Annotated in this window: 22 protein-coding genes; 15 read left to right on the top strand and 7 right to left on the bottom strand. The window is 73.6% G+C overall.

Translation table 11 applies throughout. From position 1 onward, the window contains the following. The first annotated feature begins 12 nt into the window (after positions 1-12). Entirely contained in the window at positions 13-1080 is a 1068-nt protein-coding gene (gene manB, locus BKA00_RS22730) for a mannose-1-phosphate guanylyltransferase (protein ID WP_185028082.1), read from the top strand. Positions 1081-1343: 263 nt separating this feature from the next. On the opposite strand, the gene BKA00_RS22725 is transcribed toward manB, so the two are convergent. Beyond that, positions 1344-1775, bottom strand: coding sequence for a hypothetical protein (locus BKA00_RS22725; RefSeq protein WP_185028080.1), 432 nt, complete (start codon positions 1773-1775; stop codon positions 1344-1346). Between the two features lie 445 nt (positions 1776-2220). After that, on the bottom strand, positions 2221-3069 hold the full coding sequence (locus BKA00_RS22720) for a GON domain-containing protein (protein WP_185028078.1): 849 nt from the start codon (positions 3067-3069) through the stop codon (positions 2221-2223). 272 nt (positions 3070-3341) lie between these two features. Between BKA00_RS22720 and BKA00_RS22715 the strand changes: the two genes are divergently transcribed. After that, positions 3342-4280, top strand: a complete 939-nt coding sequence (locus BKA00_RS22715; RefSeq protein ID WP_230298679.1) for a DNA-3-methyladenine glycosylase family protein — start codon at positions 3342-3344, stop codon at positions 4278-4280. A 286-nt stretch (positions 4281-4566) separates the two neighbouring features. Then, positions 4567-5331, top strand: coding sequence for a LysR family transcriptional regulator (locus BKA00_RS22710; RefSeq protein ID WP_185028076.1), 765 nt, complete (start codon positions 4567-4569; stop codon positions 5329-5331). A 27-nt stretch (positions 5332-5358) separates the two neighbouring features. Here BKA00_RS22710 and BKA00_RS22705 read toward each other — a convergent pair whose 3' ends face one another. The 3 genes from BKA00_RS22705 to cofD form a co-directional block, all read right to left on the bottom strand. Continuing rightward, entirely contained in the window at positions 5359-7923 is a 2565-nt protein-coding gene (locus tag BKA00_RS22705; protein ID WP_185028074.1) for a bifunctional FO biosynthesis protein CofGH, read from the bottom strand. Positions 7924-8053: 130 nt separating this feature from the next. After that, positions 8054-9385 (bottom strand): coenzyme F420-0:L-glutamate ligase, encoded by a 1332-nt coding sequence (locus BKA00_RS22700; protein WP_185028072.1) that lies wholly within the window; start codon positions 9383-9385, stop codon positions 8054-8056. Continuing rightward, positions 9382-10335: a 2-phospho-L-lactate transferase gene (gene cofD, locus BKA00_RS22695; protein ID WP_185028070.1), complete on the bottom strand. Its 954-nt coding sequence runs from the start codon at positions 10333-10335 to the stop codon at positions 9382-9384. The genes BKA00_RS22700 and cofD overlap by 4 nt, the downstream gene beginning before the upstream one ends. Positions 10336-10452: 117 nt before the next feature. Here cofD and BKA00_RS22690 point away from each other — a divergent pair, with 117 nt between their 5' ends. From BKA00_RS22690 to BKA00_RS22675, 4 genes are all read left to right on the top strand, one after another. Further along, a complete protein-coding gene (locus BKA00_RS22690; protein ID WP_185028068.1) occupies positions 10453-11391 on the top strand; it encodes a hypothetical protein in 939 nt (312 codons plus the stop codon). Positions 11392-11613: 222 nt separating this feature from the next. Beyond that, a complete protein-coding gene (locus BKA00_RS22685; RefSeq protein WP_021594342.1) occupies positions 11614-11877 on the top strand; it encodes a WhiB family transcriptional regulator in 264 nt (87 codons plus the stop codon). Between the two features lie 181 nt (positions 11878-12058). After that, on the top strand, positions 12059-15364 hold the full coding sequence (locus BKA00_RS22680; RefSeq protein ID WP_185028066.1) for a glycosyltransferase family 2 protein: 3306 nt from the start codon (positions 12059-12061) through the stop codon (positions 15362-15364). After that, positions 15364-16806, top strand: coding sequence for a DUF5719 family protein (locus BKA00_RS22675; protein WP_185028064.1), 1443 nt, complete (start codon positions 15364-15366; stop codon positions 16804-16806). Before BKA00_RS22680 ends, BKA00_RS22675 begins: the two co-directional genes overlap by 1 nt. A 50-nt stretch (positions 16807-16856) precedes the next feature. On the opposite strand, the gene BKA00_RS22670 is transcribed toward BKA00_RS22675, so the two are convergent. Beyond that, positions 16857-17285, bottom strand: a complete 429-nt coding sequence (locus BKA00_RS22670) for a metallopeptidase family protein (protein WP_230298678.1) — start codon at positions 17283-17285, stop codon at positions 16857-16859. A gap of 173 nt (positions 17286-17458) precedes the next feature. On the opposite strand from BKA00_RS22670, the gene BKA00_RS22665 reads away from it, so the two are divergent. The 7 genes from BKA00_RS22665 (at position 17459) to BKA00_RS22635 (ending at position 24301) form a co-directional block, all read left to right on the top strand. Continuing rightward, positions 17459-17839: a DUF3499 family protein gene (locus BKA00_RS22665; protein WP_185028062.1), complete on the top strand. Its 381-nt coding sequence runs from the start codon at positions 17459-17461 to the stop codon at positions 17837-17839. Between the two features lie 135 nt (positions 17840-17974). Next, the gene (locus tag BKA00_RS22660) at positions 17975-19330 is read left to right on the top strand and encodes a phosphomannomutase/phosphoglucomutase (protein ID WP_185028060.1); all 1356 of its coding nucleotides are present in this window, start codon (positions 17975-17977) and stop codon (positions 19328-19330) included. Between the two features lie 42 nt (positions 19331-19372). Continuing rightward, positions 19373-19555 (top strand): Trm112 family protein, encoded by a 183-nt coding sequence (locus tag BKA00_RS22655; RefSeq protein ID WP_185028058.1) that lies wholly within the window; start codon positions 19373-19375, stop codon positions 19553-19555. Further along, on the top strand, positions 19552-20691 hold the full coding sequence (locus BKA00_RS22650) for an SIS domain-containing protein (protein WP_185028056.1): 1140 nt from the start codon (positions 19552-19554) through the stop codon (positions 20689-20691). The genes BKA00_RS22655 and BKA00_RS22650 overlap by 4 nt, the downstream gene beginning before the upstream one ends. Then, entirely contained in the window at positions 20692-21651 is a 960-nt protein-coding gene (locus tag BKA00_RS22645; RefSeq protein ID WP_185028054.1) for a cation diffusion facilitator family transporter, read from the top strand. A 394-nt stretch (positions 21652-22045) separates the two neighbouring features. Then, positions 22046-23596, top strand: a complete 1551-nt coding sequence (locus BKA00_RS40545; protein ID WP_185028052.1) for a sensor histidine kinase — start codon at positions 22046-22048, stop codon at positions 23594-23596. A gap of 33 nt (positions 23597-23629) precedes the next feature. Continuing rightward, positions 23630-24301 carry a response regulator gene (locus BKA00_RS22635; protein WP_230298677.1) on the top strand — a complete coding sequence of 224 codons (672 nt, stop codon included), beginning with the start codon at positions 23630-23632 and terminating at the stop codon, positions 24299-24301. Positions 24302-24308: 7 nt separating this feature from the next. Here the strand turns inward: BKA00_RS22635 and BKA00_RS22630 are convergent, their stop codons facing one another. Continuing rightward, complete coding sequence (locus tag BKA00_RS22630) at positions 24309-24665, bottom strand: MerR family transcriptional regulator (protein ID WP_185028048.1); 357 nt, start codon at positions 24663-24665, stop codon at positions 24309-24311. A 159-nt stretch (positions 24666-24824) separates the two neighbouring features. Between BKA00_RS22630 and ahcY the strand changes: the two genes are divergently transcribed. Continuing rightward, the gene (gene ahcY, locus BKA00_RS22625) at positions 24825-26255 is read left to right on the top strand and encodes an adenosylhomocysteinase (protein ID WP_185028047.1); all 1431 of its coding nucleotides are present in this window, start codon (positions 24825-24827) and stop codon (positions 26253-26255) included. Positions 26256-26468 lie beyond the last annotated feature (213 nt).

Here is a 26468-nt window from a genome sequence, read left to right as displayed (position 1 = left end):
GAAAGGAACCGAGTGGAAGCGATCCTCCTGGTCGGAGGTCAAGGCACCCGCCTGCGCCCCCTGACGATCTCCACCCCGAAACCCCTGCTCCCCACCGCCGGGGTGGCGTTCCTCGCGCACCAGCTGGCCCGCGCCCACGCCTCGGGCGTGGAGCGCATCGTGTTCGCCACGTCCTACCGCGCCGAGATGTTCGAGGCCGCCTTCGGCGACCGCGCCTACGGCGTCGACCTCGCCTACGTCAGCGAGGACGAGCCGCTCGGCACCGGCGGCGCCATCCGCAACGCCGCGCGCGCCCTCACCTGCGGCCCGGACGACCCGGTCCTGATCCTGAACGGCGACATCCTGTCGGGCCACGACGTCCGCGCCCAGGTGAAGCTGCACGAGGCCGCCGCAGCATCGGTGACGCTCCACCTGACCGAGGTCGACGACCCGTCCCGGTTCGGCTGCGTCCCCACCGCCGGCGACGGCCGCGTCACCGCCTTCCTGGAGAAGACGCCCCATCCGGTGACGAACCAGATCAACGCGGGCTGCTACGTCTTCCGCCGGTCGGCCATCGACGCGATCCCCGAGCACGAGGTGGTCTCCGTCGAGCGCGAGACGTTCCCGTCGCTCATCTCCTCGGGGGCGGTGGTCATGGGCTACGTCGAGTCGGGCTACTGGCTGGACGTCGGCACCCCGGAGGCCTTCGTCCAGGGCTCGCGCGACCTCGTCCTCGGCGCCCTGGCCTCGCCCGCCATGCCCGGCGAGCCGGGTGAGCGCCTCGCCCTCGCGGGCGCGCGGGTCGCGCCGGGCGCGGTCGTGCGCGGCGGCACCACCGTCGGGCGCGGCGCCGTGGTCGAGGCGGGCGCCACCGTGATCGGCAGCGTCCTACTGGAGGACTCGTTCGTCGCCGAGGGAGCCACCGTCCGCGACTCGGTCCTCAGCCGGGGCGCGCGGGTCGGCCCCGGCGCGGTCCTCGACGGCGTCGTCCTCGGCGACGGCGCGGTGGTGGGCCCCGGCAACGAACTGCGCTGCGGCGTCCGCGTCTGGCCCGGCATCAACCTGCCGCCGACCGCTGTCCGCTTCTCCGCCGACGACTGAGCCGCGGCGGCGGAAGGCCGCCCTGCGCACGGAGGCGCTGGGCGGTCCCGGGCGGCGGACGTCGTCCAGGAATGAAAGCCCGGGCGCCGTCCATGTCCCCGTCCAGCGGCCGCCGGCGAGTCGGCGGCCGAGGACGGAGATAGCGCGTGCACGACGGGCAGTGTGCCGTCCTTTACTCCGCTCCAATCCGGCAGGTATTCGCGGTCCGCCGGAATCGGCCGCGCCGCGGCCCCTTCCGCCCGTATTCCGGCCGGACCCGTTGCTCAGAAGGTGCGGCTGGTGAACCAGGTCGCTTGGCTGGTGGGGTGGTTCAGGTCGACGGAGATGCCTGACAGGCGTCTGTCGCCGCCCAGCGAGCCGTCGTAGCGTCCCCGAGTCCCGTTGAACCATCCGATGATGAAGAAGATGGTGAAGCCGTCCACCGATCCTGTCTCGATCGTCCCGGCCGTGCTGCCGTAAACCGCGGACCCGAAGAGCCTGCCGCCGCCGTCCTGGGTCACGTTGACCTGGACGTTGCCCCCGCGGCTCTGGAAGATCGTGTAGATGCCACTGGCGTTGAAGGCCGGCGCGGCGAGTGCCCTGCTCGGCGCGGCGGCCGGTGCCGCGGGCGCGGCGGTGGCGGCGGTGGGAGTCAGGGCCAGCCCGCTCGCGCTCAGGGCGAGGGCGAGGGCGGTCGTGACGATCTTGCGGCGCATGATGCCTCCCTTGGGGCGACGACGAGACCGTGCGGGTACTCGCGCCGTCTCGGCCAGAGGCGCCCGCGAATCCCGCTCAACAGAGAATCCACTGAGAAAAGAAACCACGCAAGCAGCATTTTGACACCCTTCCTGACCGGGGCGAGTTTCGGCTCGCCCGCCCCGATCCGCTCGACAATATCGGTCGGGTTCGGGTGAGGTCGACGGCCTCGGTGGGCGTGGGTGCCGCGGTGGACTGCGCGCCTTGGGAATCCGCTGGCAGCGGCCGGTGATCGGCGGCCTCGATCTGCGAATGTCCGCCAGTATGAACGTGTCGGCGTGGCCGCTTTTGGGTCGAGTAAAGAAATTCGCTTTATGGTGATCATTTAATGGCCTGCCCCCGGGGGCCGGGCGAAGTGAGACCGCCTTGCGCCGGGGCGCAAGGCGGTCTCATGGATGCCGCGGGTCAGCGGAGGGAGCGGACCTGGCCGTCGAGGCCGAGCACCGCCGTGCGGCCGCCGGGGCGCAGGTGCACCAGGCGGTGTGAGCCTTCCCGCGTCACCTGCATCCGGGGACCGGCCGCCGGGGCGAGGCGCAGGCAGATCTGGCTTGCGCTGCGGATCTGGTTCGTGCAGTCCAGTTTGAGGTTGGGCATGCCCGGGCCCGGGTTGAACGGGTTGTACCGGACCGGGGTCGGCATGATCCAGCCGCAGAAGCCGCCGCCGCGCAGGGTGACGGTCTGCGCGTCCGGGCTGACGGTCGCCGTGCCCGAGGAGCCTGCGCCGCCGGTGGCGAACGCGTTGTCGACCTTGACGGCCGTGCCCCGCAGGTCGATGTCGCCCTCGCCGACGGGAGTGCCGGTGCACGACATCGCGACGGCGTAGGGCATGCCGGTCACGGTCTCGGAGCCGCCGTGACTGAGCGAGCCGGTGGACGACGCGTACTTGAGGTCGCCGATGTCCACGGTGAACGTCGCGGGGTCGAGGCGGATCCGGGTGAAGCGGGTCCTGACGTTCGCGCCGGGCGACGCGCCGCCGGCGGTGTACTGCGAGTAGTTCTCGGACGAACCGGTCCTTTCGAGCGTCACATACTCCTTGGGAGCCGTGGTCATGTCGGCGCAGTAGACCGTGAAGAGTTTCGCGCCGTCGCTCAGCAGATAGGTTCCGTTCGGCGCGCTGGGGAAGTTCTGGCGCACCTGCTGGCAGCTCCGGTGCAGGACACCTGTGTCGGCGTGCGCGGGCACGGTCGCGGCCAGGGGGAGGGCCGCGCAGGTGGCGGCGAGGATCACGGGCGCCCGAAATGGCATTTTCGCCATGAACTCTTCCTTTTGTTGGGGGGTGATGCTGCCCGGCAGATTAACAGCCATTTTCTGATCGGAGTATGGCTGCAAGGTAAGGGCGCGGATAGTGGTCGCGTCAGATTTCTGCAGGGCAAAACAAGAAGGATTATGATTTATGGCGATATTTGTATTTTGCCGTGGAACGGGAAGTTCGCGCGCAGGGCGGTGGCAGACTGGTGCCGGAGACCGTCGAGGGAACGGCGTGCGGGAAGGCCCCGGTGGGGCATGTGAGGCAGGGAGTCGGCTCGTTGAGCGTTGCTGAACCGTCGTCCGGGGTGGCCGGGGAGGCGACCGCTGGGCGCCTCCCCGGCCGGGTCCGGTTGTGGCGGCCGCCGTGGGAGCTGGACCTGCGGGACGTCCTGGCGCCGCACCGGCGCGGGTCGCGCGACCCGGCGTGCCGGTTCGAGCCGGACGGGTCCGTCTGGCGGACGTCGCATACTCCCGGCGGGCCCGGCACGCTGCGGGTCGGGTGGGCCGGGGACGCCGTCGAGGCCACGGCCTGGGGGCCGGGCGCCGAATGGCTGCTGGACGGGGTGCCCGAGCTACTGGGGGCGGCCGACCGGCCGGAGGGGTTCGTCGCGCGGCACGACGTCGTCCGCGACCAGGTGCTCAGGCGGCCGGGGCTGCGGATCGGGCGGACGCGGCGGGTCTTCGAGGCGCTCGTGCCGGCGGTGATGGAGCAGAAGGTCCTGGGGCAGGAGGCGTGGCGCGCCTGGGCGTACCTGCTGCGCCGGTTCGGGCAGCCCGCGCCCGGCGCCCCGCACCTGCGGGTCCCGCCGCCGCCGGAGGTCTGGATCCGGATTCCCTCGTGGGAGTGGCACCGGTCCGGCCTGGAGGCCGTCCGGGCCCGGACGATCATCGGGGCGGCGCGGGTCGCGCGGCGGCTGGAGGAGGATCCGGCCGAGGCGCGGCTGCGGTCGCTGCCGGGCATCGGCGTGTGGACGGCCGCCGAGGTCAGGCAGCGCGCGGTGGGCGATCCCGACGCCGTCTCCGTCGGCGACTACCACCTGCCCGGCCTGGTCGGCTGGGCGCTGGCGGGCCGCAAGGTCGACGACGCCGGGATGCTGGAGCTGCTGGAGCCCTACGCCGGTCATCGCTACCGGGTCACCCGGCTGCTGGAATCGTCCGGGATGCACCCGCCGAGGCGTGGCCCCCGCTTGCCGGTGCGGGACTACCGGTCCTTCTGACCGGGGCCTGCGCCGTGCGGCGGCGCAGCCAGAAGTTGTTCCGGGCCCAGTCGAGGCCGTCCCGGCTGTCGGCGCCGAACAGGGGACCGAGGACGGCGAGGGCGATGATGAGGCCGAGCATGTACAGCATGGTCTTCTTCCTTGGGATCGCAGTGGCGGCGTTCCCGCGCGGGGCGATCGGAGGAGCGGGGTCTCCGCCTCTTTCCGTCGCACCTACAGTTTGACTCCGTCCAACGTTCAGGTCCAGCGAGGCTTTCTGTAGGGATTGTGTAAGAATCTCTTCACCATGTTGGATCTCGGACGTCTGCGGGTGCTGCGCGAGCTGAAGCTGCGCGGGACGCTCGCGGCGGTCGCCGACGCCCTCGGCTACACGCCGTCTGCGGTGTCGCAGCAGCTCGCGCAGCTGCAGCGGGACGTCGGCGTGCCGGTGGTCGAGCGCGCCGGGCGGCGGCTGCGGCTGACCGAGGCGGGCGAGGTGCTCGTCGAGCACGCCGAGGCGCTGCTGGACCGGGCGAAGCGGGCCGAGGAGGCGGCGCTCGCCGCGAGCGGGCGCGTCGCGGGCACGGTGCGGCCGCGCCGGCCCGAGCTGACCTCCGAGGTGCTCGTCCCCGAGATCATGCGGGTCGGGATGCCGGAGGGCCATCCGCTCGCCGGGCCGGGCGGCCCGGTCCGGATGGCCGACCTGGCCGGGTGCCCGTGGGCCACCGGCCACGTCGGCACCAACCACGCCGACCTGCTCGAACGGACGTGCGTGGAGCTCGGCGGCTTCCGGCCCGACGTCCGGTTCAGGTCCAACGACCTGATGGTGATCTTCGCGATGGTCGCCCAGGGCGGCGCCGTGTGCCTGGTGCCCGACCTCGCGCTCGCCGAGCGGGAGGAGGGCATCGTCGTGCGGGACGTCGCCGACGCCCCCGTGGACCGCCGGATGGTGATGTGGACGCGCGTCGGCGCGCAGGTGCGGCCGTCGGTCGAGGCCGTCCTGCGCGAGCTGCGCCGCTCGGCGGACCTGCTGGTCGAACGCCGCCCGAGCTGCCGCCGCGGCGCGCCCTGAGCAGGCCCGCCGTGGCGGCGGCGCCGGTCACGCGGGCGGGGACACCGGGGTCAGGGTGAGACCCTGCCGTCCGAAATGCCCGATGCCGTCCGTGCGGCGGGACGCCTCCAGGCGCTCGGCGGGGACGTCCCCGTACAGGGTGGTGCGCTGCCTGGAGGGGCGGCCCGCGCGCGCCGCGATCGCCTCCAGTTCGCTGATGGGCTTGAACGACCCGTTCTCCGAGCCGGCCATCCGGCTGATGGTCTCCTCCATGAGCGTCCCGCCGAGGTCGTTGACCCCTCCCTGGAGGACGCGCGTGCACAGTTCGTCCCCGAGCTTCACCCAGGACGTCTGGATGTTGGGGATCGCGCCGTGCAGCAGGATGCGGGCCAGGGCGTGGACGGCGACGTTCTCCCGCGCGGTCGGCCCCGGCCGCGCCAGCCCGGCGAGGTAGATGGGCGAGTTGTGGTGGACGAACGGCAGCAGCACGAACTCGCTGAACCCGCCCGTCCGCTCCTGGATGGACCGCAGCAGCCTGATGTGCGCGACCCAGTGCGCGGGGGTGTCCACGTGTCCGTACATCATCGTGGACGTCGTCGGGATCCCGATCTCGTGCGCGGTGGTGACGACCTCGACCCACTGGTCCGTGGGGAGCTTCCCCTTGGTCAGCACCCACCGCACGTCGTCGTCCAGGATCTCGGCGGCCGTCCCGGGCAGCGAGTCGACGCCGGCCTCCTTCGCCGCCTCCAGCCACTCCCGGATCGACAGGTCCGTCCGGGACGCGCCGTTCACGACCTCCATCGGGCTGTAGGAGTGCAGGTGGATGCCGGGCGCGCGGCGCTTCACCTCGCGGGCGAGGTCGAAGTACGCGGTTCCGGGCAGGTCCGGGTGGATGCCGCCCTGCATGCAGACCTCGGTGGCGCCCGCCTCCCACGCCTCGTCCACGCGGTCCCCGACCTGCTCCAGCGACAGAGTGTAGGCGTCGGCGTCCGTGCGGCGCTGCGCGAACGCGCAGAACCGGCAGCCGGTATAGCAGACGTTGGTGAAGTTGATGTTCCGGGTGACGACGTAGGTGACCTCGTCGCCGACGGTGTCGCGCCGCAGGCCGTCGGCCAGCGCGGCGAGCGCGTCCAGCTCCGGGCCCTCGGCGTGCAGGAGGGCCAGCGCCTCGTCGTCGGACAGGCCCGCGGGGTCCCGCTCCGCGCGCGCCAGAGCGGCCTTGACGTCGGCGTCGAACCGCTGGGGCGCGGCCATGCGGTCGCGCAGCGCGTCCCAGTCGCCGTACACCTCGTCGAAGTCGTCGCGCCGGTCCGCGGTGCGGCCGGTCGTGTCGATCTCGGTGTGCAGGTCGGTCCGGCCGGACGCCGTGAACCCGCCGTCGGGCTCCTGCCAGGGGCGTCCCTCAGGGACGGCGTCCTCGCGGGCCAGGCCCGTCGCGGGGTCGGCCAGGGCGGCGACGTGCGCGGTGAGGCGGGGGTCGAGCCACGGCTCGCCGCGCCGCACGTACTCGGGGTAGATCGTGAGCCGCTCGCGCAGCGCGAACCCCGCCGCGGCGGTCCTGGCGGCCAGCTCGTCGATCTGCGGCCACGGCCGCTCCGGGTTGACATGGTCGGGCGTCAGCGGAGACACCCCGCCCCAGTCGTCGATCCCGGCGCGCAGCATCAGCGCGTACTGCTCGGCGACGAGGTTCGGCGGCGCCTGCACGCGCGCCTTAGGGCCGAGGACGAGCCTCGTCACCGCGATCGTCGCTGCCAGCTCCTCCAGCTCGGCGTCCGGGGTGTCGCGCATCTTCGTGTCGGGCTTGGCGCGGAAGTTCTGGACGATCACCTCCTGGATCGCCCCGTACTCGCGCATCGTCCGCCGGATCTCGAAGATCGCGTCCGCGCGCTCCTCGACCGTCTCGCCGATGCCGATGAGGATGCCGGTGGTGAACGGCACGTTCGTGCGGCCCGCGTCCTCCAGCACCCGCAGCCGGACGGCCGGGTCCTTGTCAGGCGACCCGAAGTGGGGGCCGCCGCGCTCGCTGAACAGCCGCGTCGCGGTCGTCTCCAGCATCATCCCCATGGACGGCGCGACCGGCTTGAGCCGCTGGAAGTCGCGCCAGGTCAGCACCCCGGGGTTCAGGTGCGGCAGCAGCCCGGTCTCCTCCAGCACCCGGATCGCCATCGCGCGCACGTACGAGAGCGTGTCGTCGTACCCGTGCGCGTCCAGCCACTCGCGGGCCGGACGCCACCGGTCCTCGGGACGGTCCCCGAGCGTGAACAGCGCCTCCTTGCACCCGAGCTCCGCGCCCCGCCGAGCGATCTCCAGCACCTCGTCGGGGCCGAGATAGGGCGAGTCGACCCGGTGCGGGACGGTCGCGAACGTGCAGTACCCGCAGCGGTCGCGGCACAGCCGGGTCAGCGGGATGAAGACCTTGCGGCTGTAGGTGATGACGCCGGGACGGCCCGCGGCCTCCAGGCCGGCGTCCCGGGTGCGGGCCGCGTGGGCGAGCAGGTCGTCGAGCCGCGCCCCGCGCGCCCGCAGAAGTGTGGCGGCCTCGGATCGGTCCAGTGTCTTGCCGTCGCGCGCGCGGGCCAGGGCCCGGCGAAGTGCGGAGCTCGTGGCGTCCATGCGGGCACTCTATGCCAATCGTCATATTCCGCGCCGCGCCGGGGCCCGAAGAACGGACGGAAGGACAGGGCCCCGGCCGTAGAAGCCGAGGCCCGATCCGATCTATTCCCGCGCGTTCACTCTGATGCGTTCACCTGACCTCGATGAAGGCGTCCGGCGCGCGCGGCGGCCGCTCGCGCGGGGGCGCGGCCGCGCGGCCCACCCCGACGGCGCCCATCGGGTCCCAGTCGTCGGGCAGGTCGAGGACGTCGCGGACCACGTCGCGGCAGAACATCGTGCTCGACACCCAGCACGAGCCGAGCCCCTCCACGGCCAGCGCGACCAGCAGGTTCTCCACGCCGGCCCCGGCCGCCACCACGAACATCTCGCGCTCCGCGCGGGACCGCCGCTCGTCCGGATAGTCGTGCGCCCCGTCCATGACCAGGCACGGGACGACGAGGTAGGGGGCTCGGCGCAGCACCTCGCCCCGCCGCAGCCGCTTGGCGACCGACTCGTCGGAGAATCCGTCGCGGCGCAGGTCCGCCTCCCAGGCGTCGCGCATCGCGTCCAGCAGCCGCGTCCGCGCCGCCGCCGACTCCAGCAGGACGAACCGCCACGGCGTGGTGTGGTGCGGCGCCGGCGCGGTGATCGCGGCGCCGACCGCCCGCCGCACCGCCGCCGGGTCCACCGGCTCGGCGGTGAACTCGCGGATCGTGCGCCGCGCGCCCAGCACGTCCGCCGACCCGAAGCGGAACATGTCCTCCTCCGGCGGGCGCACCAGCGCCCGCGCGCCGGGCCCGTCCTCCGGCGTGACCAGGCCGGACAGGCCGCGCACGACCGCGATCGGCACGCCCTCCAGCTTGCCCTTGACCAGCTCGCCGGCCGCCGCGATCTCGTCGGCGACCGCAGTGATCGTGACGTCCAGGCGGTTGCCGTAGGCGTCCTCGCGCCCGCGCAGGTCGCTGAGCGGCGCCAGGCCGGCGACGCCGATCGCCGCGTCCGTCAGCCCGTTGCGCCAGGGCCGCCCGAGCGTGTCCGACACGATCACGGCCACGTCGGCGCCGGTCCGCTCCCGCACTCCGGCGCGGATGCGCCGGGCCGAGGCGTCGGGGTCCTCCGGCAGCAGCAGGACCGTGCCGGGCCGGGTGTTGGACGCGTCCACCCCGGCCGCCGCCAGCACCAGCCCCTGCCGCGTCTCCACGATCCGGGTCTCCCCGCGCGCGTGCGCCCGCCGCGCCACCAGCCGCACGGTCTCGGCGTCGATGGCCTTCTCCCGGTCGCCGGCGACCAGGACCCGCCCCTCCGCCTTGCTGACGATCTTGGAGGTGACGACGAGCACGTCGCCGTCCTCGACCGTGCCGTCCGGGACCAGCGCGGCGATGTCGGCGCCCTCGGCGACCTCCGGCATCCCCGGCACGCCGAAGACCTCGATCCTCTGCGCGGGGACGGCCCCCCGGTCCGCTCCGCCCGGCCCCGCGCTCATTCGGCGACCCCCGCCCGCTTCAGCTCCACCGCCAGGTCCAGCGCCGCCCGCGCGATGGCGGCGGTCGACTCGGCGTCGCGCATCAGCAGCGGCCGGGACCGCACCTCGATGCCCTCCACCCGCACGTCCGCGTCGGCCTCGTCGACGAGCCAGCCGTCCAGCAGCCCGAGGCCGTAGTGCTCGGCGACGGCGCGCGCCGACGTCTCCACCCCGATCGCGGTCAGGCACGCGTCGGCCATCCCGCGCACGGGAGCACCGCCGACGATGGGCGACACGCCCACCACGGTCTTGGTCGCCACCGCGTCCCGGATGCCGGGGACCGCCAGGATCGTCCCGATGCTCACCACCGGATTGGACGGCGGGAACAGGACCACGTCGGCCGCCTCGATCGCCGCCAGCACGCCCGGCGCCGGCGCGGACTCCGCGGCGCCCACCGCGGCGATCGACAGCGCCGGGACAGAGGCGCGCATCCGCACCCACCACTCCTGGAAGTGGATCGCGCGCCGCCCCTGCTCGTCCTCGACCACCACGTGCGTCTCGACCTGGTCGTCGGTCATCGGCAGCAGCCGCACCCCCGGCCGCCACCGGTCGCACAGCGCCTCGGTCACCGCGGACAGCCGGTAGCCGGCCGCCAGCATCTGCGTCCGGACGATGTGCGTCGCGAAGTCGCGGTCGCCGAGCCCGAACCATCCCGGCCCCACCCCGTAGGCGGCCAGCTCCTCCTTGACGGCGAAGGTCTCCTCCGCCCGCCCCCAGCCCTGCTCCTCGTTGATGCCGCCGCCGAGCGTGTACATCACGGTGTCCAGGTCGGGGCAGACCCGCAGCCCGAACAGGGAGATGTCGTCCCCGGTGTTGCCGATGACGGTGATCTCCGCCTCCGGGGCGGCCGCCAGGAGCCCGCGCAGGAAACGGGCGCCGCCGATCCCGCCCGCCAACGCCACGATCTTCATGACGTCAACCCTACGGTGATCCCCGAGGAGAGCGGAGGGGTCGCCGCTCCGGGCGACACTATGCAAAGCTTTGCCTGCTATCGGAGAACACCCGGCCCCGAGTCTGGAGATGCCACCGTGAACAAGGAAGCCGTCCAGCGCCTGCGCGAACCGGCCGCCTGGGTCCTGCTCGCCGCGGCGGGCGTCCACCTTCTCGCGGGCATCATCTCGCTTCTCGGCGGCGGGGGCAGCTTCACGCTGCGCGCCCTCGGCCAGACCAACGACGGGACGTTCCTCCAGGTCGCCATGGTCGGCCTCGTCGTCCTGGCGATCATGCTGACGACCTGGGGCGCGACCCCGACCCCGCAGGCCCGGACGATCACCATGGGGGCGCTCGGCGTCCTCGGCGGCATCGGGCTGTTCGGCGTGATCTCGTGGCTGAGCGGGATGCTCGCCGACTCCGACTACGCGGGCGCGGTGACCAAGCTCACGACCTTCCTGGTGGGCGCCGGCGACCTGGCCGTGGTCGGCGTCGGCGGCTGGTTCGCCTTCACCGTCTTCAAGGGGATGCAGCCGCCCCGTCCGCAGCCGCAGATGCAGCAGCAGGGCGGCTACCCCGACTTCGGCTACCAGCAGGGCCAGCCGGGGCAGCCGGGCCAGCAGCAGTACGGGCAGCAGCCCGCCCAGCCGGGCTACGACCAGCAGTACGGCCAGCAGCAGTACCAGCAGTACCAGCAGTACGGGCAGCAGGCCGGCGAAGGGCAGCAGCCCGCCCCGCAGGGGTACGGGCAGCAGCAGTACGGGCAGCAGCAGTACGGCCAGCCCGGCCAGCAGGGCTACGAGCAGCAGTACGGCCAGCCGCAGGAGTACCAGCAGTACGGCCAGGGCGGCTACCAGGGCGGCCAGCAGGGCCAGCCCCCCGCCGAGCCGGAGGACATGGGCGAGTGGACCCGTGCCTACGGCGGCAGCGGCGGCTCCGGCCAGGACCCGCAGGGCACCCAGCCCGCACCGCCCGCCGGCGGCGACCAGGAGGGCGGCGACTGGTACCGGGACAACCGCCCCCCGCCCCCGCAGTGAGGCCGCGTCCCCGCCGGTGACCGCCCGATTAACTGATCTTCATCCAAAGGTCGACATTCCCATCCCGGCAAAACCCGCTATGTCGCCCGGGAATGTCTTCCGGCTTGACGGGGCCACTGCTACACGCGTGTAATTTCGTCGGTGTAGTTTCAATGCCGTCTCGGGGGAAGGAACTCGTGGGAGGGCATTGACCAGGGGGTTCCACGGGCAGGGAGGTGCGCTGTGAGCGAGGTGGTCATCCCGCTGGCGCACGGCACAGACGGCGAAGAGTTGGGCTGGCAGGAGCGCGCCCTGTGCGCGCAGACGGACCCGGAGGCTTTTTTTCCGGAGAAGGGCGGCTCCACTCGCGAGGCCAAGAAGGTGTGCCGGGCATGCGAGGTGCGTACGGAGTGCCTTGAGTACGCGCTGCAGCACGACGAGCGGTTCGGCATCTGGGGAGGGCTCTCCGAGCGCGAACGCCGGAAGCTGAAGCGGCAGGCCGTCTGACCCACGGGCCGCGCCCCCGGATCGGTGGATCCGGAGCGTGCCCGGCGCGGCCACGCGTACAGTTATCAGCCGTGCCGGCCCCAGGGCCGGCACGGCTGCTGTCCGTACGGCACCGCGCGCCCGCCGCGCACCGCCCGTCCGGCCGGCACCGACACCGTCCGCCCCACAGATCGAGCCACCCTTGGCCCCCACCCTCGATCGCCATGTCGTCACCGCCGTCCTCGTCGCGCACGACGGCGCGCGGTGGCTCCCGGAGGCGCTGAAGGCGCTGCTGACGCAGTCGCGCCCGGTGCAGCGCCTCGTGACCGTCGACACCGGAAGCGCCGACCGCGGCCCCGCCGTCCTCGCGGAGGTCGTCGGGGAGGACGCGGTCCTCACGCTGCCCCGCACCACCGGCTACGGCGAGGCCATCGCCGAGGCGCTGCGGCAGGACGCCGCGACCGCGCCCGTCCCGGAGGACGAGTCCGCCCCCGCCCACCACGCCGACCAGGCCCAGGGGGCCCGCAAGCCCCGCACCGAGTGGATCTGGCTGCTGCACGACGACTGCGCGCCCGACCGCGAGGCGCTCGACCGGCTGCTGCGGACGGCCGACGCCGACCCCAACGTGGCGGTGCTCGGCCCCAAGGTCCGCGACTGGGACGACCGGCGCGTCCTGCGCGAGCTCGGCGTCACCGTCGACGCCGCCGGGCGCCGCCACACCGGCCTTGACCGGCGCGAGTTCGACCAGGGCCAGCACGACGGCGTCCGGGACGTCCTGTCGGTCGGCAGCGCGGGGATGCTGGTCCGCCGCGACGTGTGGGAGAGGCTGGGCGGCTTCGACGTCGAGTACGGCATCTTCCGCGACGACCTGGACTTCTGCTGGCGGGTCCACGCCGCCGGGTACCGGGTGGTCACCGCGAGCGACGCCGTCGTCTACCACGCGGAGGCGTCCCGCCGCGGGCTCCGCGGCATCGGCATGACCGCCGAGCACCCCGCCCGCCGCGACCGGCGCAACGCGCTGCTCACGCTGCTCGCGAACCAGCCGCTCGGGGCGATGGCGCGGACCCTCGTCCGCAACGTGTGGGCGTCGCTCGCGCACGCCCTCGTCCTGGTGGCGACCAAACGGCCGGGCATGGCGCGCGAGGAGCTGCGCGCCCTCGGCGACGTGCTGCGCTCGCCCGGGCGGCTCCGGCGGGCGCGGGCCGCCCGCGCCGAGGGCCGCACGCGGGCGCGGCGCAGCGTCCGGCGGTTCCTGACGCGCTGGGTCGTGCTGCGCCGGGCCGGCGAGGCGGTCTCGGAGTACTTCGCCGCCCACGAGCGCGAACGCGAGGACAGGGACGACGACCTCACGGCCGACGAGCCCGGCCCGATCCGCCGCTTCCTCGCCCGTCCCGGCGTGCTGCTCGCGCTCGGCCTGACCGCCGTCGCGGCCGCCGCCGAACGCTCCCTGCCGACCGCCGCCGGGCGGCTCGGCGGCGGCGCGCTCGTCCCCGCGTGGGGCGGCGCGAGCGACCTGTGGGCGCAGTACCTGTCCGGGTGGCATCCGGTCGGGCTCGGCACCGACGCGGGCAGCCCCCCGTACGTCGGGGTCCTCGCCGTGCTGTCCACCGCCGCGTTCGGCAAGCCCTGGCTGGCCGTGTCGTTCCTGCTGCTCGGCAGCGTCCCGCTGGCCGGGCTCGCCGCCTACCGCGCGTCGCGGCTGCTGGTGGTGGAGGCGCCGCGGACGGGACGGCGCGCCCGCGCGTCCGGCCGCCGCGTCCCGGTGTCGGCCGTCCGCGCCTGGTTCGCCGCCGTGTACGCGCTGCTTCCCGCCGCGACCGGCGCCGTCGCGGGCGGGCGGATCGGGACCTGCGCCGTCCTCGTCCTGCTGCCGCTGATCGCCGTGCACGCGGCCCGCTTCTACGGCTTCCCCCGGTCGCGGGCCGCCGGGCTGGACGCCCGGACGCGCCGCAAGCGCGCGGGCAGGGCCGCCTGGGCGGTCGCGCTCCTGCTCGCCGTCGCGATGTCCTTCGTCCCGCTGATCTGGCCGACCGCCCTGCTGGCCGCCGGGATGGTCTGGGCGCTGCTGGACCGGCCGGGGCGCCAGGGCCGCCGCGGCCTGGCCATCGCGCTCGGCGTCCCGCCGCTGCTGACGCTGCCGTGGACGGCGGGCCTGCTGCTCCACCCGTCCCGCTTCCTGACGGAGGCGGGCCTGCACCGGCGGTTCGCCCCCGCCGCCCCGGCCGACCTGCTGGCGCTCGACCCGGGCGGGCCGGGCACACCCGCGCGGTGGGCGCTCGCCGGGCTGCTCGCGGTCGCCGTCTGCGCGCTGCCGCTCCGCGGCCGCCGGGGCCATGTGCTCGCCGGCTGGCTGCTGGCGGTCTTCGGGCTGCTCGTCGCGGTGCTGAGCAGCGCCGCCACCGTCACCAAGGGGGCGGACGAGGCGCCGGTGTGGCCCGGTCTGGCGCTGCTGTTCGCGGGCGCCGGGGTGCTGCTCGCCGCCACCGCCGCCGTCCAGCGCGCCACCGAGGTCCTCGCCGGCAGCCACCTGATCTACAAGGCGGGCGGGGCGGCGGTGCTGGTCGCCGCGCTCACGGCCCCCGTTCTCGCGGCCGCGTTCTGGGTGGCGGGCGGCGCGGGCGGCCCGCTCGGGAGGGTCGACCCCGACACGGTCCCCCAGTTCGTCCAGGGCACCGGCGGAGTCAGGACCCTCGTCCTGCACCGGGAACCCACCGGACGGGTCTCCTACACGGTGCTCAGGGGCACGCGGCCCCATCTGGGGGAAGCGGAGGTCACCGTGAAGGGCCGAGCCGACGACCGCATGGACGACCTCGTCGCCGGTCTGGCCGCAGGCCGGGAGGGCGACGACGGGCCCGCGCTGACCCGGATGGGCGTCCAGTACCTGCTGGTGCCGCACCCCGCGCAGGATCCGCTCACCAAGGTTCTGGACGCGTCGCCCGAACTGACGCGCCTCAGCCGCACCGGCACGTTCGCCGTGTGGCGGCTCCAGGCGACGTCTGCGCGAATGATGCTTCTGCAAGGCTCGACCGTCACGCCTCTGCCTGCCGGACGTGTCAACGCCCGCGTGCGAATCCCGCCGGGCACTGGCCCGCGCACGCTTCTCCTGGCCGAGCCAGCCGACGGTGGGTGGCGGGCCGCGCTGAACGGCCACGACCTCAAGGCACGGACGGTGGACGGCTGGGCGCAGGGATACGTCATCCCCACCACGGGAGGCGAGTTCGAACTGGCCCGTTCGATGACGACGCGGCACATCTGGGTCGTCATCCAGGGGGTCGCCGTCCTGCTGGTGGCCGTCCTGGCGCTGCCGGGCGCGCAGACCGACACGCTGACACTCGCCGGTGAACGGGAACGCCGCCGCGGACGGCGCGGACGGCGCCGCGCGCCCCGAGCCCGCGTCCAGCGCGCACTGCCGCCCGCCGCGACCGCGGAGCCGCCGGAGTCCTCCGCGGCACTGGAGCACGCGCGGGAGACCGGCACGGGCGAGCCCAGCCCGGAGGAGGTGTCCTGATGGACAAGGTCCTGCGGCTTCTCGGCATGCGCTACGCCACCGCCGCCCTCATGCTCGTCGCCGTCGCCGCCCTCTACGGCGCCGCGACGTTCTCCCGTCCGGGCGAGGCGTCCGAGAAGGGCCGCGACGCGGCGGTCACGCACGCCGTGGCCGTCTGCCCCGGACACGAGGGCGGCCGCCTCGCCGTCCAGTCCCTCGCCCGGAAGGACGGCGGCGGCCGCGTCGACCTCACCCCGACGAAGGGCGGATCTCCGCTCGGGTCCATGACGTCGCCCGGCCAGGGCTGGAGCAAGGACGCCGAGCCGGGCGAGGACTCCTACACCCTGCGCGCCACCGGGCCCATCGCCGGCGGGCTGGAGGCGGAGCAGACCACCTACGAGGACGGCGGCGACGACCGCGGCCTCGCCGGCGTCCGCTGCGCCGCTCCCGGCACCGACCTGTGGTTCATGGGCCCCGGGCCGGTCGCCGCCGACCGGCTCGACCTCTACCTGACCAACGTCGACGCGCAGCCCGCGTCCGTCGACATCTCCGCCCTGTCCGGCGAGGGCCCCCTCGACACCACCGAGGGGCGCGGCACGCCCGTCGAGCCCTACACCACCCGCGTCGTGAAGATCGGCGGGTCGCCCGAAGGGCTCGGCGACATCGTGAAGACCGCCGCCGACCTCGCCCTGCGCGTGCACACCACCAGCGGCCGCGTCGCCGCGTCCCTGCGCGTCCGGATCGGGAAGAAGAAGGGCGTCGAGTGGCTGCCGCGGTCCGCCGCGCCCGCGGCCTCCGCCCTCGTCCCCGGCGTGCCGGGCGGCTCCGGCGGGCGCCGGCTGCTGGTCGCGGTCCCCGGCGAGGCCGACGCCCGGATCAGGGTCCAGGTGATCACCTCGGCCGGCGCGTTCGCCCCGCAGGGCCAGGACGTCCTGGACGCCCCCGGCAAGACCGTGACCTCCGTCCCCCTCGACGGCGCCCTGTCCGGCAGGGCCGCCGCCGTCCGGCTCGTCGCCGACCGCCCGATCCTGGCGGGGTTCGCCGCCGACCGCGGCGCGGACGTCGCCTACGGCACCGCCACGCCGCCGCTCGGCGCGTCGGCGCCCGGCGTCGTCGCCGACAACCGCTTCGACTCGTCCCTCTCCCTGACCGCCCCGTCCGGCGCGGCGAGCGTCCAGGTCACGACCATGAACGGGCAGGGCGCGGGCTCTCCCCGGCAGGTCGAGATCCCCGCGGGGCGGACGGTGGAGACCGGGCTCGCCGCCCCCGGCGGCGGCGCGGACGCCTCCTTCGGCGTCGTGATCACGCCGAGGCCCGGGTCCGCCCCCGTCTACGCGTCCCGCATGCTCGCCACCGGCAAGGGCGGCGACCACCTGTTCACCGTGCTGCCGATCGTCCCGGCGCCCACGGCCCTGCGCCTCCCGGCCACCGCCGACTCCCAGACCGCCCTGACCCCGAACTGATCCCCGACGCTAGGGCCTGTCCCGAAGTGGGCCGGGACTGTGAAACACAGCTAGTCGTCGGGAGTGTCGTAGCTGGGGTCGACGGACTCGGGGGAGAGGCCGAGCAGGTCGGCGACCTCCTCGACGAGCAGGTCGCGGATCATCTGGGAGAGTTCGGCCTCACCGGCGGCGCGGGCCTCGACGGGGCGGCGGTAGACGACGATGCGCACCGGCAGGTCGCCGCTTCCGGGGAGGGTCTGGCCGAGCAGGACGGGCCCGTCGAACAGCGGATCGGCCCCCGGCACCTCCTCGACCGCGAACTCCACCCGGGCCAGTTCGCGGCCCCAGCGCGCGCCCAGCCGCCGGACCTCGTCGTCGACGAGGTCGGCGAACCGTTCCGAGCGGGTACGTGAGATGGGCGCCTGCGGGGGCGTCAGAGGACCACGGAGGCCACGACCGTGCCGATCGCGGCGCCGTACGCCTGCCACACGGGATCGCACGCCCCAAGCGTACCTCCGCTCGCGTGGCGGCCCTCACGCACGGCCCGATCCTGCACGCTCCGCGAAGGAGGTCCTCACGGATTGTAGTTGTTACCAAGGAAATCGCCCGGTAACGGCGACACGTGCGCCGGGGTGGTGGCGGAGCCGGGTGGGGGGAGGTACGGTCAGCCATCGTGAGCCCCGTCCGCACTTGCTCCCGCACCGCCTGCAAGGCGCCCGCAGTGTTCACGCTCACGTACGTCTACCGCGACTCCACCGCGGTCCTGGGGCCGCTCGCAACGTACGCCGAGCCGCACTGCTACGACCTGTGCGCCGAGCATTCCGAACGGCTCACCGCCCCCATGGGGTGGGAGCTGGTGCGGCTCCCCGTCGAGGAGGAGTCCGAGCCCAGCGCCGACGACCTGGAGGCCCTCGCCGACGCGGTCCGCGAGGCCGCGAGGCCCGCTCCCGGGCCCGGCCACGAGCCGGTCGGCCAGGGCACCGAGGTCGGCCGCCGCGGCCACCTGCGCGTGCTCCGCTCCGAACCCGCCGGGACGCAGCCCGGCCAGGAGTGACGGCGGGGCCCGCCCCGACCCGGTCCTCCCGGCCCCGATCCCCGGTCCGACGCCGCGGCGGGTCGCGCCCGCCCTTCCCGGTAGGCTCGTGAGCCTGCCGTTTTCCGCGCACGGTTCTTCGGACAGGGAGCAGGAGTGGGCGACCTCGCCAAGATCTTCAAGGCGTACGACATCCGCGGCGTGGTGCCGGACGAGCTCGACCCCGCGACCGCCGAGGCGGCCGGCGCGGCGTTCGTCCGCGTCACCGGGGCCGACGCGATCGTCACCGCCCACGACATGCGGGAGTCGTCGGTTCCGCTCGCCGAGGCCTTCGCGCGCGGCGCCACGTCCCAGGGCGCGGACGTCATCGAGGCGGGGCTCGGCTCCACGGACATGCTCTACTACGCCAGCGGCAGCCTCGACCTGCCCGGCGCCATGTTCACCGCCAGCCACAACCCGGCCCGGTACAACGGGCTGAAGCTGTGCCGCGCCGGCGCCCGGCCCGTCGGCCGCGACACCGGCCTCGGCGAGATCCGCGAAATGATCGAGAACGGCGTCCCCGCCTACGACGGCGAACCGGGCACGGTGACGCGGCGCGACATCCTCAAGGGCTACGCCGACCACCTCAAGACGCTGGTCGACCTGTCGTCCATCCGCCCGCTCAAGGTCGTCGTGGACGCGGGCAACGGCATGGGCGGCCACACCGTCCCGTCGGTGTTCGAGGGCCTGCCGATCGACCTGGTCCCGATGTACTTCGAGCTGGACGGCACCTTCCCCAACCACGAGGCCAACCCGATCGAGCCGGAGAACCTGCGCGACCTCCAGGCCAAGGTCCGCGAGACCGGCGCCGACATCGGCCTCGCCTTCGACGGCGACGCCGACCGCTGCTTCGTGGTGGACGAACGCGGCGAGATCGTCTCCCCGTCGGCGATCACGGCGCTGGTGGCGACCCGGGAGCTGGCCAAGCACCCGGGCTCCTCGATCGTGCACAACCTGATCACCTCCAAGGCCGTGCCGGAGATCATCGCCGAGTACGGCGGGACGCCGGTCCGGACGCGGGTCGGGCACTCGTTCATCAAGCAGACGATGGCCGAGACCGGCGCGGTGTTCGGCGGCGAGCACTCGGCGCACTTCTACTTCCGCGACTTCTGGTTCGCCGACTCCGGCATGCTGGCGGCGATGCACGTCCTCGCCGCCCTCGGGCAGCAGGACGGGCCGCTGTCGGACCTGCTCGGCGAGTACACCCGCTACGCCGCGTCGGGTGAGATCAACAGCGAGGTCGACGACCAGGCCGCGGCCGCCGCGAAGGTCAGGGACGCCTTCGCCGCGCGGCCGGGCGTCGAGGTCGACGAGCTGGACGGGCTGACCGTCCGCGACGACGCCGCGGGGTGGTGGTTCAACCTGCGGCCGTCCAACACCGAACCGCTGCTGCGCCTGAACGCCGAGGCCGGCGACGAGGACACCATGGCGGCGATCCGCGACGAGGTCCTGGCCCTGGTCAGAGAGAAGTGACCGGGCCGGGAAAAGTGACTGCAAGGGAGAAGTGACGCTGCCATGACGATGAAGCTGGACTCCTGGCTCCTGGAGATCCTGGCCTGCCCCAACTGCGGCGGCGACCTGCGCGCCGACCAGGAGGCCGACGAGCTCGTGTGCACCGGCTCCTGCGGCTACGCCTACCCGGTGCGCGACGACATCCCGGTCCTCCTGGTGGACGAGGCCAGGACCCCCGCCCCGTGAGCGTCTCCCTCGACCCCTCGCGGCTGGAGAGCGCGGAGGCGGCCGAGGCGGCGGATCCCGGCGGGATGCTCCGGCAGGTCGCCTCGTCGGCGGCCCAGGTGCGCGAGTCGCGGCGGGCGGCGGCGGAGGCCGGCGTCGCCGGCCTGGCCGAGGACGGCCGGCCCCGCGCGGTCGTGGTCGTCGGCACCGGCTCCGGCGCGGTGCCCGGCGACGTGCTCGCGGCGGTGTGCGGCACGGGCTGCGCCGTCCCGATCTCGACGGTGCGCGGTCCCCGGCTCCCCGGCTGGGCGGGCGCGGCCGACCTGGTCGTCGCGGTCTCGTCCTCGGGAGCCGCCGAGGAGACGCTGGAGGTCGCCGCGGAGGCCGCCCGGCGCGGCTGCCGCCTGCTGGCCGTCGGCGGGGAGGACTCGCCGCTGGCGGACCTCGCCGGCAGGAGCCGGGGCGTCTTCGTCCCCGTCCGGTCCGCCGGGCGGCCGCGCTCCACGCTGTGGGGCCTGACGATCCCGCTCGTCCTGGCCGCGCGGGCGCTGCGGCTGGCGGACGTCCCCGACGCCGTGCTGGAGTCCACGGCGGTGCTGCTGGAGGACGTCGCGCACCGGTGCCGCCCGTCCAGCGAGCCGTTCGTCAACCCGGCCAAGCGCCTCGCGCTCGACCTGGCGGGCGACGTGCCGCTGGTGTGGGGCGCCTCCGACCCGTCCGTCGCGGCGGCGTACCGGATGTGCTGCCAGCTCAACGAGAACGCCAAGTACCCGGCGGTGTTCGGGGAGCTTCCGGAGGCCGGCCGCAACCAGGTCGCGGTGTTCGACGGGTTCTTCGCGCGGGCCGGCTCCCCGGCCGACCCGGACGACTTCTTCCGCGACCGGCTGGACGAGCCGGAGCACGGCCTGCACCTGGTCCTCCTGCGGGACGCGGGGGAGCATCCGCGGGTGCGGAGGCGGGCCGAGGCGTCCGCCGCGCTGGCCCGCGACAGGGGCGTGGCGGTCACCGAGATGCGGGCGGAGGGCGACCATCCGCTGGAGAGAGTCGCGTCGCTGATCGCGTTGGTCGACTATGTCACGGTTTACTTGGCTATCGCGCTCGGCGTGGACCCTGCGTCCGAGCCTGCCGTTCAAGAGCTCAGAGCGAGGATTGCGTAAATGAGTGCTGAGGGTGGAACGAAGGCCATCGTCGCCGCGTTGGCCGCCAACCTCGGGATCGCGGCGTCGAAGGCCGTCGCGTTCGCGTTCACCGGTTCGTCGTCGATGCTGGCGGAGTCGATCCACTCGGTGGCCGACTCCGGGAACCAGGGGCTGCTGCTGCTCGGCCGCAAGCGGTCCGAACGGGACCGGACCCCCCAGCACCCCTTCGGGTACGGGCGCGAACGCTACTTCTACGCGTTCGTGGTCGCGGTCGTCCTGTTCACCGTAGGTGCGGCGTTCTCGCTCTACGAGGGCTACCACAAGATCTCCCACCCGGAGGAGGTCAAGTCCCCGATCTGGGCGTTCGCGGTACTGATCATCGCGATCGGCCTGGAGTCGTTCTCGTTCCGCACGGCGATCAAGGAGTCGAACGAGGTCCGCGGCGAGCAGTCGTGGTGGGCGTTCATCCGGCGCGCGAAGGCCCCCGAACTCCCGGTGGTGCTGCTGGAGGACCTCGCCGCCCTCGTCGGCCTGTTCCTCGCCCTGTTCGGCGTCTCCATGGCGGTGGCCACCGGCGACGGCGTCTGGGACGGCGTCGGCACCGTGGCGATCGGCCTGCTGCTCGGCGTGGTCGCGACGATCCTGGCGATCGAGACCAAGAGCCTGCTGATCGGCGAGGGCGTCGACCCGCAGACCGAGCGGCGGATCATCGAGGCGCTGGAGTCGGTGGACGAGGTCGACCACCTCATCCACATCAGGACCGAGTACATGGGCCCGGACGAGCTGCTCATCGCCGCGAAGATCGCCGTCAACCACGACGACACCGCCGCCGACGTGGCCCGCGGGATCGACGCGGCGGAGGCGAGGGTCCGGGCGCAGATCCCGGAGGCGAAGCTCATCTACCTGGAGCCGGCGCTCGACGAGGCCTCCCGCGCGCACGCCGTGGAGGCGCAGCCAGAGACGCCCGCGTCCTCCTGACCGGGACGCTCCGCGCGGTCCGTCCAACGCGCCGCGCGGGCACGGGACCCCTCGCCGGGCGGCCGCCGCAGGCGCCGGCCGAACCCCAGCCCAGGCGAGACCGGCGAGTGCCTCCGAGGAGGCGAGCCGCGGCCGTCCGGCGAGGTGCTTTCCCATGCCTCCCCGCCCGGACCCCTGAAACCGGGCGGTTCTGGTGTGACCGCGGCGGCCCCGCCGAACCCCCTACGTCGGCGATGGCCACCGTCGCGGTCACGATTAAGACACTACGTTCGCGGCGCTCGTCCGCACGTCCCCCTCAAGGAGGGATCGCGGCTGGTACTCCAGGCGGATCCCCGCGATCCGCATACACCCGCACGGTGAGGCCACCGCCCGCCTCAGCGGTCAGTATTGAGGGGTGACCACCGATGACAAGGCCCGGACCGGACCCGGCCCCGCGGGGTTCGGCCCAGCCGTCGCGCACCACGCGTGGCGGCTGTCCGGCCGGATCGTGGCGGGGGTCGGGCAACTGCTGCTGTGGATCCTCACCGGCATCGGCACGCTCCTGCGGCCGCTGGCGACCAGGCTCGGCGCCCGGCTGAACGGCGGCGCGGGGCGCGGCCCCGGGGCCGGGCCCGGGCAGACGGCGCCGCTGCCCCGCTGGATCAACACGTGGCGGGAGGTCGTCGGAGCCTGGTACTTCGCGCCGCTCACCGGACTCGCCCTGACGATCGCGGCGCTGGCGGAGCTGGCGCCGCGCGTCGACTCCCCGGTCAGCCTGGCGGGCGGGTTCGCGGTCGCGGCGACGTTCCCGCTGGTGTGGCGCCGGGAGAACCTGCGCGCCGTCGCGGCGGTCGTGCTCAGCGCGGTCGCGGCCGGCCTGCTCACCGGGCAGATCCTGCTGGTCACGACCAGCTTCTCGGCCCTCTACACGCTGTACGCGCTGGGACGGCGGCTGCCCCGCCAGTCCACCGGCGTCCTCGCGGTCGGCAGCGTCGCCGCCCTCGGGGTCGTCTACCTCGCGACGGGCACGCTCGACGACATCCCCTGGCCGGCGCCGATCGTCGCGGTCCTCGCCGCCATCGGGCTCGGGGACGCGCGGCGCGTCGTGGAGTCCGCCGGCCGGACGGAGGCCGAGGCCGCCGAGCGCACCAACGAGACCCTCACCCGGCTCACCGCCGTCCAGCGGGAGCAGGCCGTCATGCGCGAGCGGGCCCGCATCGCGCGGGAGCTGCACGACGTCGTCGCGCACTCCGTCTCCATGATCGCCGTCCAGGCGGAGACGGCCCCGTACACGATGGACAGCCTCTCGCCCGAGGCCCGCGCCGGCTACACCGAGATCGCCAAGACGGCGCGGGAGGCGCTGGTGGAGATGCGGCGGCTGCTCAGCGTGCTGCGCGCCGACGCCACGCCCGAACCGGAGGCGGCGAACTCCCCGCAGCCGCGCCTGGACCGGCTACCCGACCTGATCGAGCAGCACCGCGGCGCCGGCGGCCATGTCGACCTCAACGTGCACGGCGACCCGCGCGCCCTGTCCACCACGGTGGAGCTGTCGGCGTACCGGATCGTCCAGGAGGCGCTGACCAACGCGCGGCGGCACGCGCCCGGCGCCGGCGTCCGCGTCGACCTGACGTTCCTGCCCGACCGGCTCGCGGTCCGCGTCCAGGACGGCGGCGCCTCCGCGGCCACCCAGGTCCTGAACCCCCGCGATCCCGGCGCGCGTACAGGTGGACCGAGCTCCGCGGGCCCGGCCCCGGCGGACGACGGCCGCACCCGCCTGGAGACGTCCGGATCGGGTGGCGGACACGGCCTCGTGGGGATGCGGGAACGTGCGACCATGCTGGGCGGGCGGTTCTCCGCCGGCCCGGCCACCCAGGGCGGGTTCCTGGTGGAGGCCGAGCTTCCGGTGACGAGTGAGGGGAATTCCATCCGTGGACACGGTTCGCAGGCGCCGCCCGGCCGCCCCTGACCCTGTCGTCCCCCCGCCCCCGGGGCGGGCGCTGTGATCAACGTGATGATCGTCGATGACCAGACGATCGTGCGGGCCGGGTTCGCCGCCCTGCTCGCCGCCCAGGACGACATCACCGTGATCGGCGAGGCCGGGGACGGCCGCGAGGCCGTCGCGCTCGCCGAGCGCCGCCGCCCCGACGTCGTCGTGATGGACATCCGGATGCCCGGCATGGACGGCATCGAGGCCACCCGCCGCATCCTCGCGCTGCCCGGCTCGGAGGAGGTCCGGGTGCTGGTGCTCACCACGTTCGACGTCGACGAGTACGTCTACGACGCGCTCGCCGTCGGCGCCAGCGGCTTCCTGCTGAAGGACGCGACCGCCGACGAGCTGGTCTCGGCGGTCCGGGTGGTGGCGCGCGGCGACTCCCTGCTGGCCCCGCAGGTCACGGGACGGCTCATCCGCGAGTTCACCAAGCAGCGGCGCAACCGCCCGCAGGCGCCGTCGGAGCTGTCGACGCTGACCGCCCGCGAGACCGAGGTGCTCGTCCTGATCGCGGGCGGGCTGTCCAACGGCGAGATCGCGCAGCGCCTCTTCGTCAGCGAGCACACGGTGAAGACGCACGTGGCGCGCGTCTTCACCAAACTGGGCCTCCGCGACCGCGCCCAAGCGGTCATGCTCGCCTACGAATCCGGCGTAGTAGTCCCCGGAGAAAGCGCGAGCTGAGACGCCCTCATGGGCGCCTGCGGAGGAGGCGCAGGGCCTTTTCCTTCTCGAAGTCCAGGGCTCGGGTGGGTGGGGCGGAGAGGCGGCCTATGCGTTCGCCCAGTTCGCGGACGTGGGCCTGGACCTGGGGCTCGGCCAGGACTCTCAGGCCGAAGGCCAGTTCGGCGGGGCCGATGTCGTAGCGCTTCTCCAGGGCCAGGGCCAGCGCGACCGCGCGCAGTTCGGCCTCCCCGAAACGGCGGTGGCCGCCTCCGGGCCTGGCGAGGGCGGTCTCGCGGGTGACGGGCAGGAGCCCGAGGGCCTCGCGGTAGCGGAGCATCCGGGGCGAGGTGCCGAGCCGCCGGGCGGCCTCCGTGATACGCATGGCGCCAATTCTGACAAATCAGTGTCAGGAAGTCCTCTTCGACCGTGCTTCGGGGTGCTCGCCGCCCGTAGACTCGCCCCCGTTGACGCGGCCGTGCACTCGCCCGTCACGACCTCGCGTACCCGACGGCGCGCACATGACCAAGGGAGCAACGAAAGCATGGACTACAAGGTCGCCGACCTGTCGCTGGCCGACTTCGGGCGCCGGGAGATCCGGCTCGCCGAGCACGAGATGCCGGGCCTGATGGCGGTGCGCGAGGAGTACTCCGCCGCCAAGCCGCTGCGCGGCGCCAAGATCATGGGCTCGCTGCACATGACGATCCAGACGGCCGTGCTGATCGAGACGCTGGTCGAGCTCGGCGCCGACGTCCGCTGGGTCTCCTGCAACATCTTCTCCACCCAGGACCACGCGGCCGCCGCGGTCGTCGTCGGCAAGGAGGGCACCGTCGACGCCCCGCAGGGCGTCCCGGTGTTCGCGTGGAAGGGCGAGACGCTCGAAGAGTACTGGTGGTGCACCGACCAGGCCCTGCAGTGGCCGGACGGCACCGGCCCCAACATGATCCTGGACGACGGCGGCGACGCGACGCTCCTCGTCCACAAGGGCGCCGAGTACGAGAAGGCGGGCGCCGTGCCGACCGCCACCGAGGACGACCCCGAGGAGTGGGGCATCATCCTCGACACGCTGCGCCGCACGATCGCCGAGAAGCCCGGCCGCTGGACCGAGGCCGCCGCCGCCATCAAGGGCGTCACCGAGGAGACCACCACCGGCGTCCACCGCCTCTACGAGATGGCGAAGGCCGGCACCCTCGCCTTCCCGGCGATCAACGTCAACGACTCGGTCACCAAGTCGAAGTTCGACAACAAGTACGGCTGCCGCCACTCGGTCATCGACGGCCTCAACCGCGCCACCGACGTGCTGATCGGCGGCAAGGTCGCCGTCGTCTGCGGCTACGGCGACGTCGGCAAGGGCTGCGCCGACGCGCTGCGCGGCCAGGGCGCCCGCGTCATCGTCACCGAGATCGACCCGATCTGCGCGCTGCAGGCCGCGATGGACGGCTTCCAGGTCACCACCCTGGACGACGTGGTCGAGATCGCCGACATCTTCGTCACCACCACCGGCAACTTCAACATCATCACGGCCGAGCACATGGGCCGGATGAAGCACCAGGCGATCGTGTCCAACATCGGGCACTTCGACAACGAGATCGACATGGCCGGGCTCGCCAGGACCCCGGGCATCGAGAAGATCGAGATCAAGCCGCAGGTGCACGAGTGGCGCTTCTCCGACGGCCACTCCATCATCGTCCTCGCCGAGGGCCGCCTGATGAACCTCGGCTGCGCCACCGGCCACCCGTCCTTCGTGATGTCCAACTCCTTCACGAACCAGGTCATCGCGCAGATCGAGCTGTTCACCAAGACCGACGAGTACCCGATCGGCGTCTACGTCCTGCCCAAGCACCTGGACGAGAAGGTCGCCCGCCTCCACCTCGACGCCCTCGGCGTCAAGCTCACCGAGCTCACCAAGGAGCAGGCAAGCTACATCGGCGTCCACGTGGAAGGCCCCTACAAGCCCGACCACTACCGGTACTGAGTTTTCTGCTTTTCTCTCCTTCTTCGGGCCTGGCGGCCCTCCATCGTCGATAAAAGCGGGCGATCGCTGGCATCGCTTCGGCTCGCCTTGCGGCTCGCTGCGCGATCAGGTTCTTGCTTCGCTCGAATCTGCCTTCGGACGCGATCGCAGCCATTGAGGTTGTTGCGGGGTGGCGGTGGTGGCTGAGGTCGCTGCGACACGGCGATCGCTGGC

The organism is Actinomadura coerulea, assembly GCF_014208105.1.
Lineage (GTDB): Bacteria > Actinomycetota > Actinomycetes > Streptosporangiales > Streptosporangiaceae > Spirillospora > Spirillospora coerulea.
The sequence above is the reverse complement of the archived record's forward strand: the minus strand, read 5'-3'. Positions and strand labels throughout refer to the sequence as shown.

What these genes read in the sequence shown, in the direction of transcription:
- cofD (WP_185028070.1), bottom strand. Translation starts at nt 10,335, where the DNA reads ATGAAGATCGTGGCGTTGGCGGGCGGGATCGGCGGCGCCCGTTTCCTG.
- BKA00_RS22710 (WP_185028076.1), top strand. Translation starts at nt 4,567, where the DNA reads ATGTTGGATCTCGGACGTCTGCGGGTGCTGCGCGAGCTGAAGCTGCGC.
- BKA00_RS22645 (WP_185028054.1), top strand. Translation starts at nt 20,692, where the DNA reads ATGAGTGCTGAGGGTGGAACGAAGGCCATCGTCGCCGCGTTGGCCGCC.
- BKA00_RS22720 (WP_185028078.1), bottom strand. Translation starts at nt 3,069, where the DNA reads ATGGCGAAAATGCCATTTCGGGCGCCCGTGATCCTCGCCGCCACCTGC.
- BKA00_RS22655 (WP_185028058.1), top strand. Translation starts at nt 19,373, where the DNA reads ATGACGATGAAGCTGGACTCCTGGCTCCTGGAGATCCTGGCCTGCCCC.
- ahcY (WP_185028047.1), top strand. Translation starts at nt 24,825, where the DNA reads ATGGACTACAAGGTCGCCGACCTGTCGCTGGCCGACTTCGGGCGCCGG.
- BKA00_RS22725 (WP_185028080.1), bottom strand. Translation starts at nt 1,775, where the DNA reads ATGCGCCGCAAGATCGTCACGACCGCCCTCGCCCTCGCCCTGAGCGCG.
- BKA00_RS22705 (WP_185028074.1), bottom strand. Translation starts at nt 7,923, where the DNA reads ATGGACGCCACGAGCTCCGCACTTCGCCGGGCCCTGGCCCGCGCGCGC.
- BKA00_RS22675 (WP_185028064.1), top strand. Translation starts at nt 15,364, where the DNA reads ATGGACAAGGTCCTGCGGCTTCTCGGCATGCGCTACGCCACCGCCGCC.
- BKA00_RS22630 (WP_185028048.1), bottom strand. Translation starts at nt 24,665, where the DNA reads ATGCGTATCACGGAGGCCGCCCGGCGGCTCGGCACCTCGCCCCGGATG.
- BKA00_RS22700 (WP_185028072.1), bottom strand. Translation starts at nt 9,385, where the DNA reads ATGAGCGCGGGGCCGGGCGGAGCGGACCGGGGGGCCGTCCCCGCGCAG.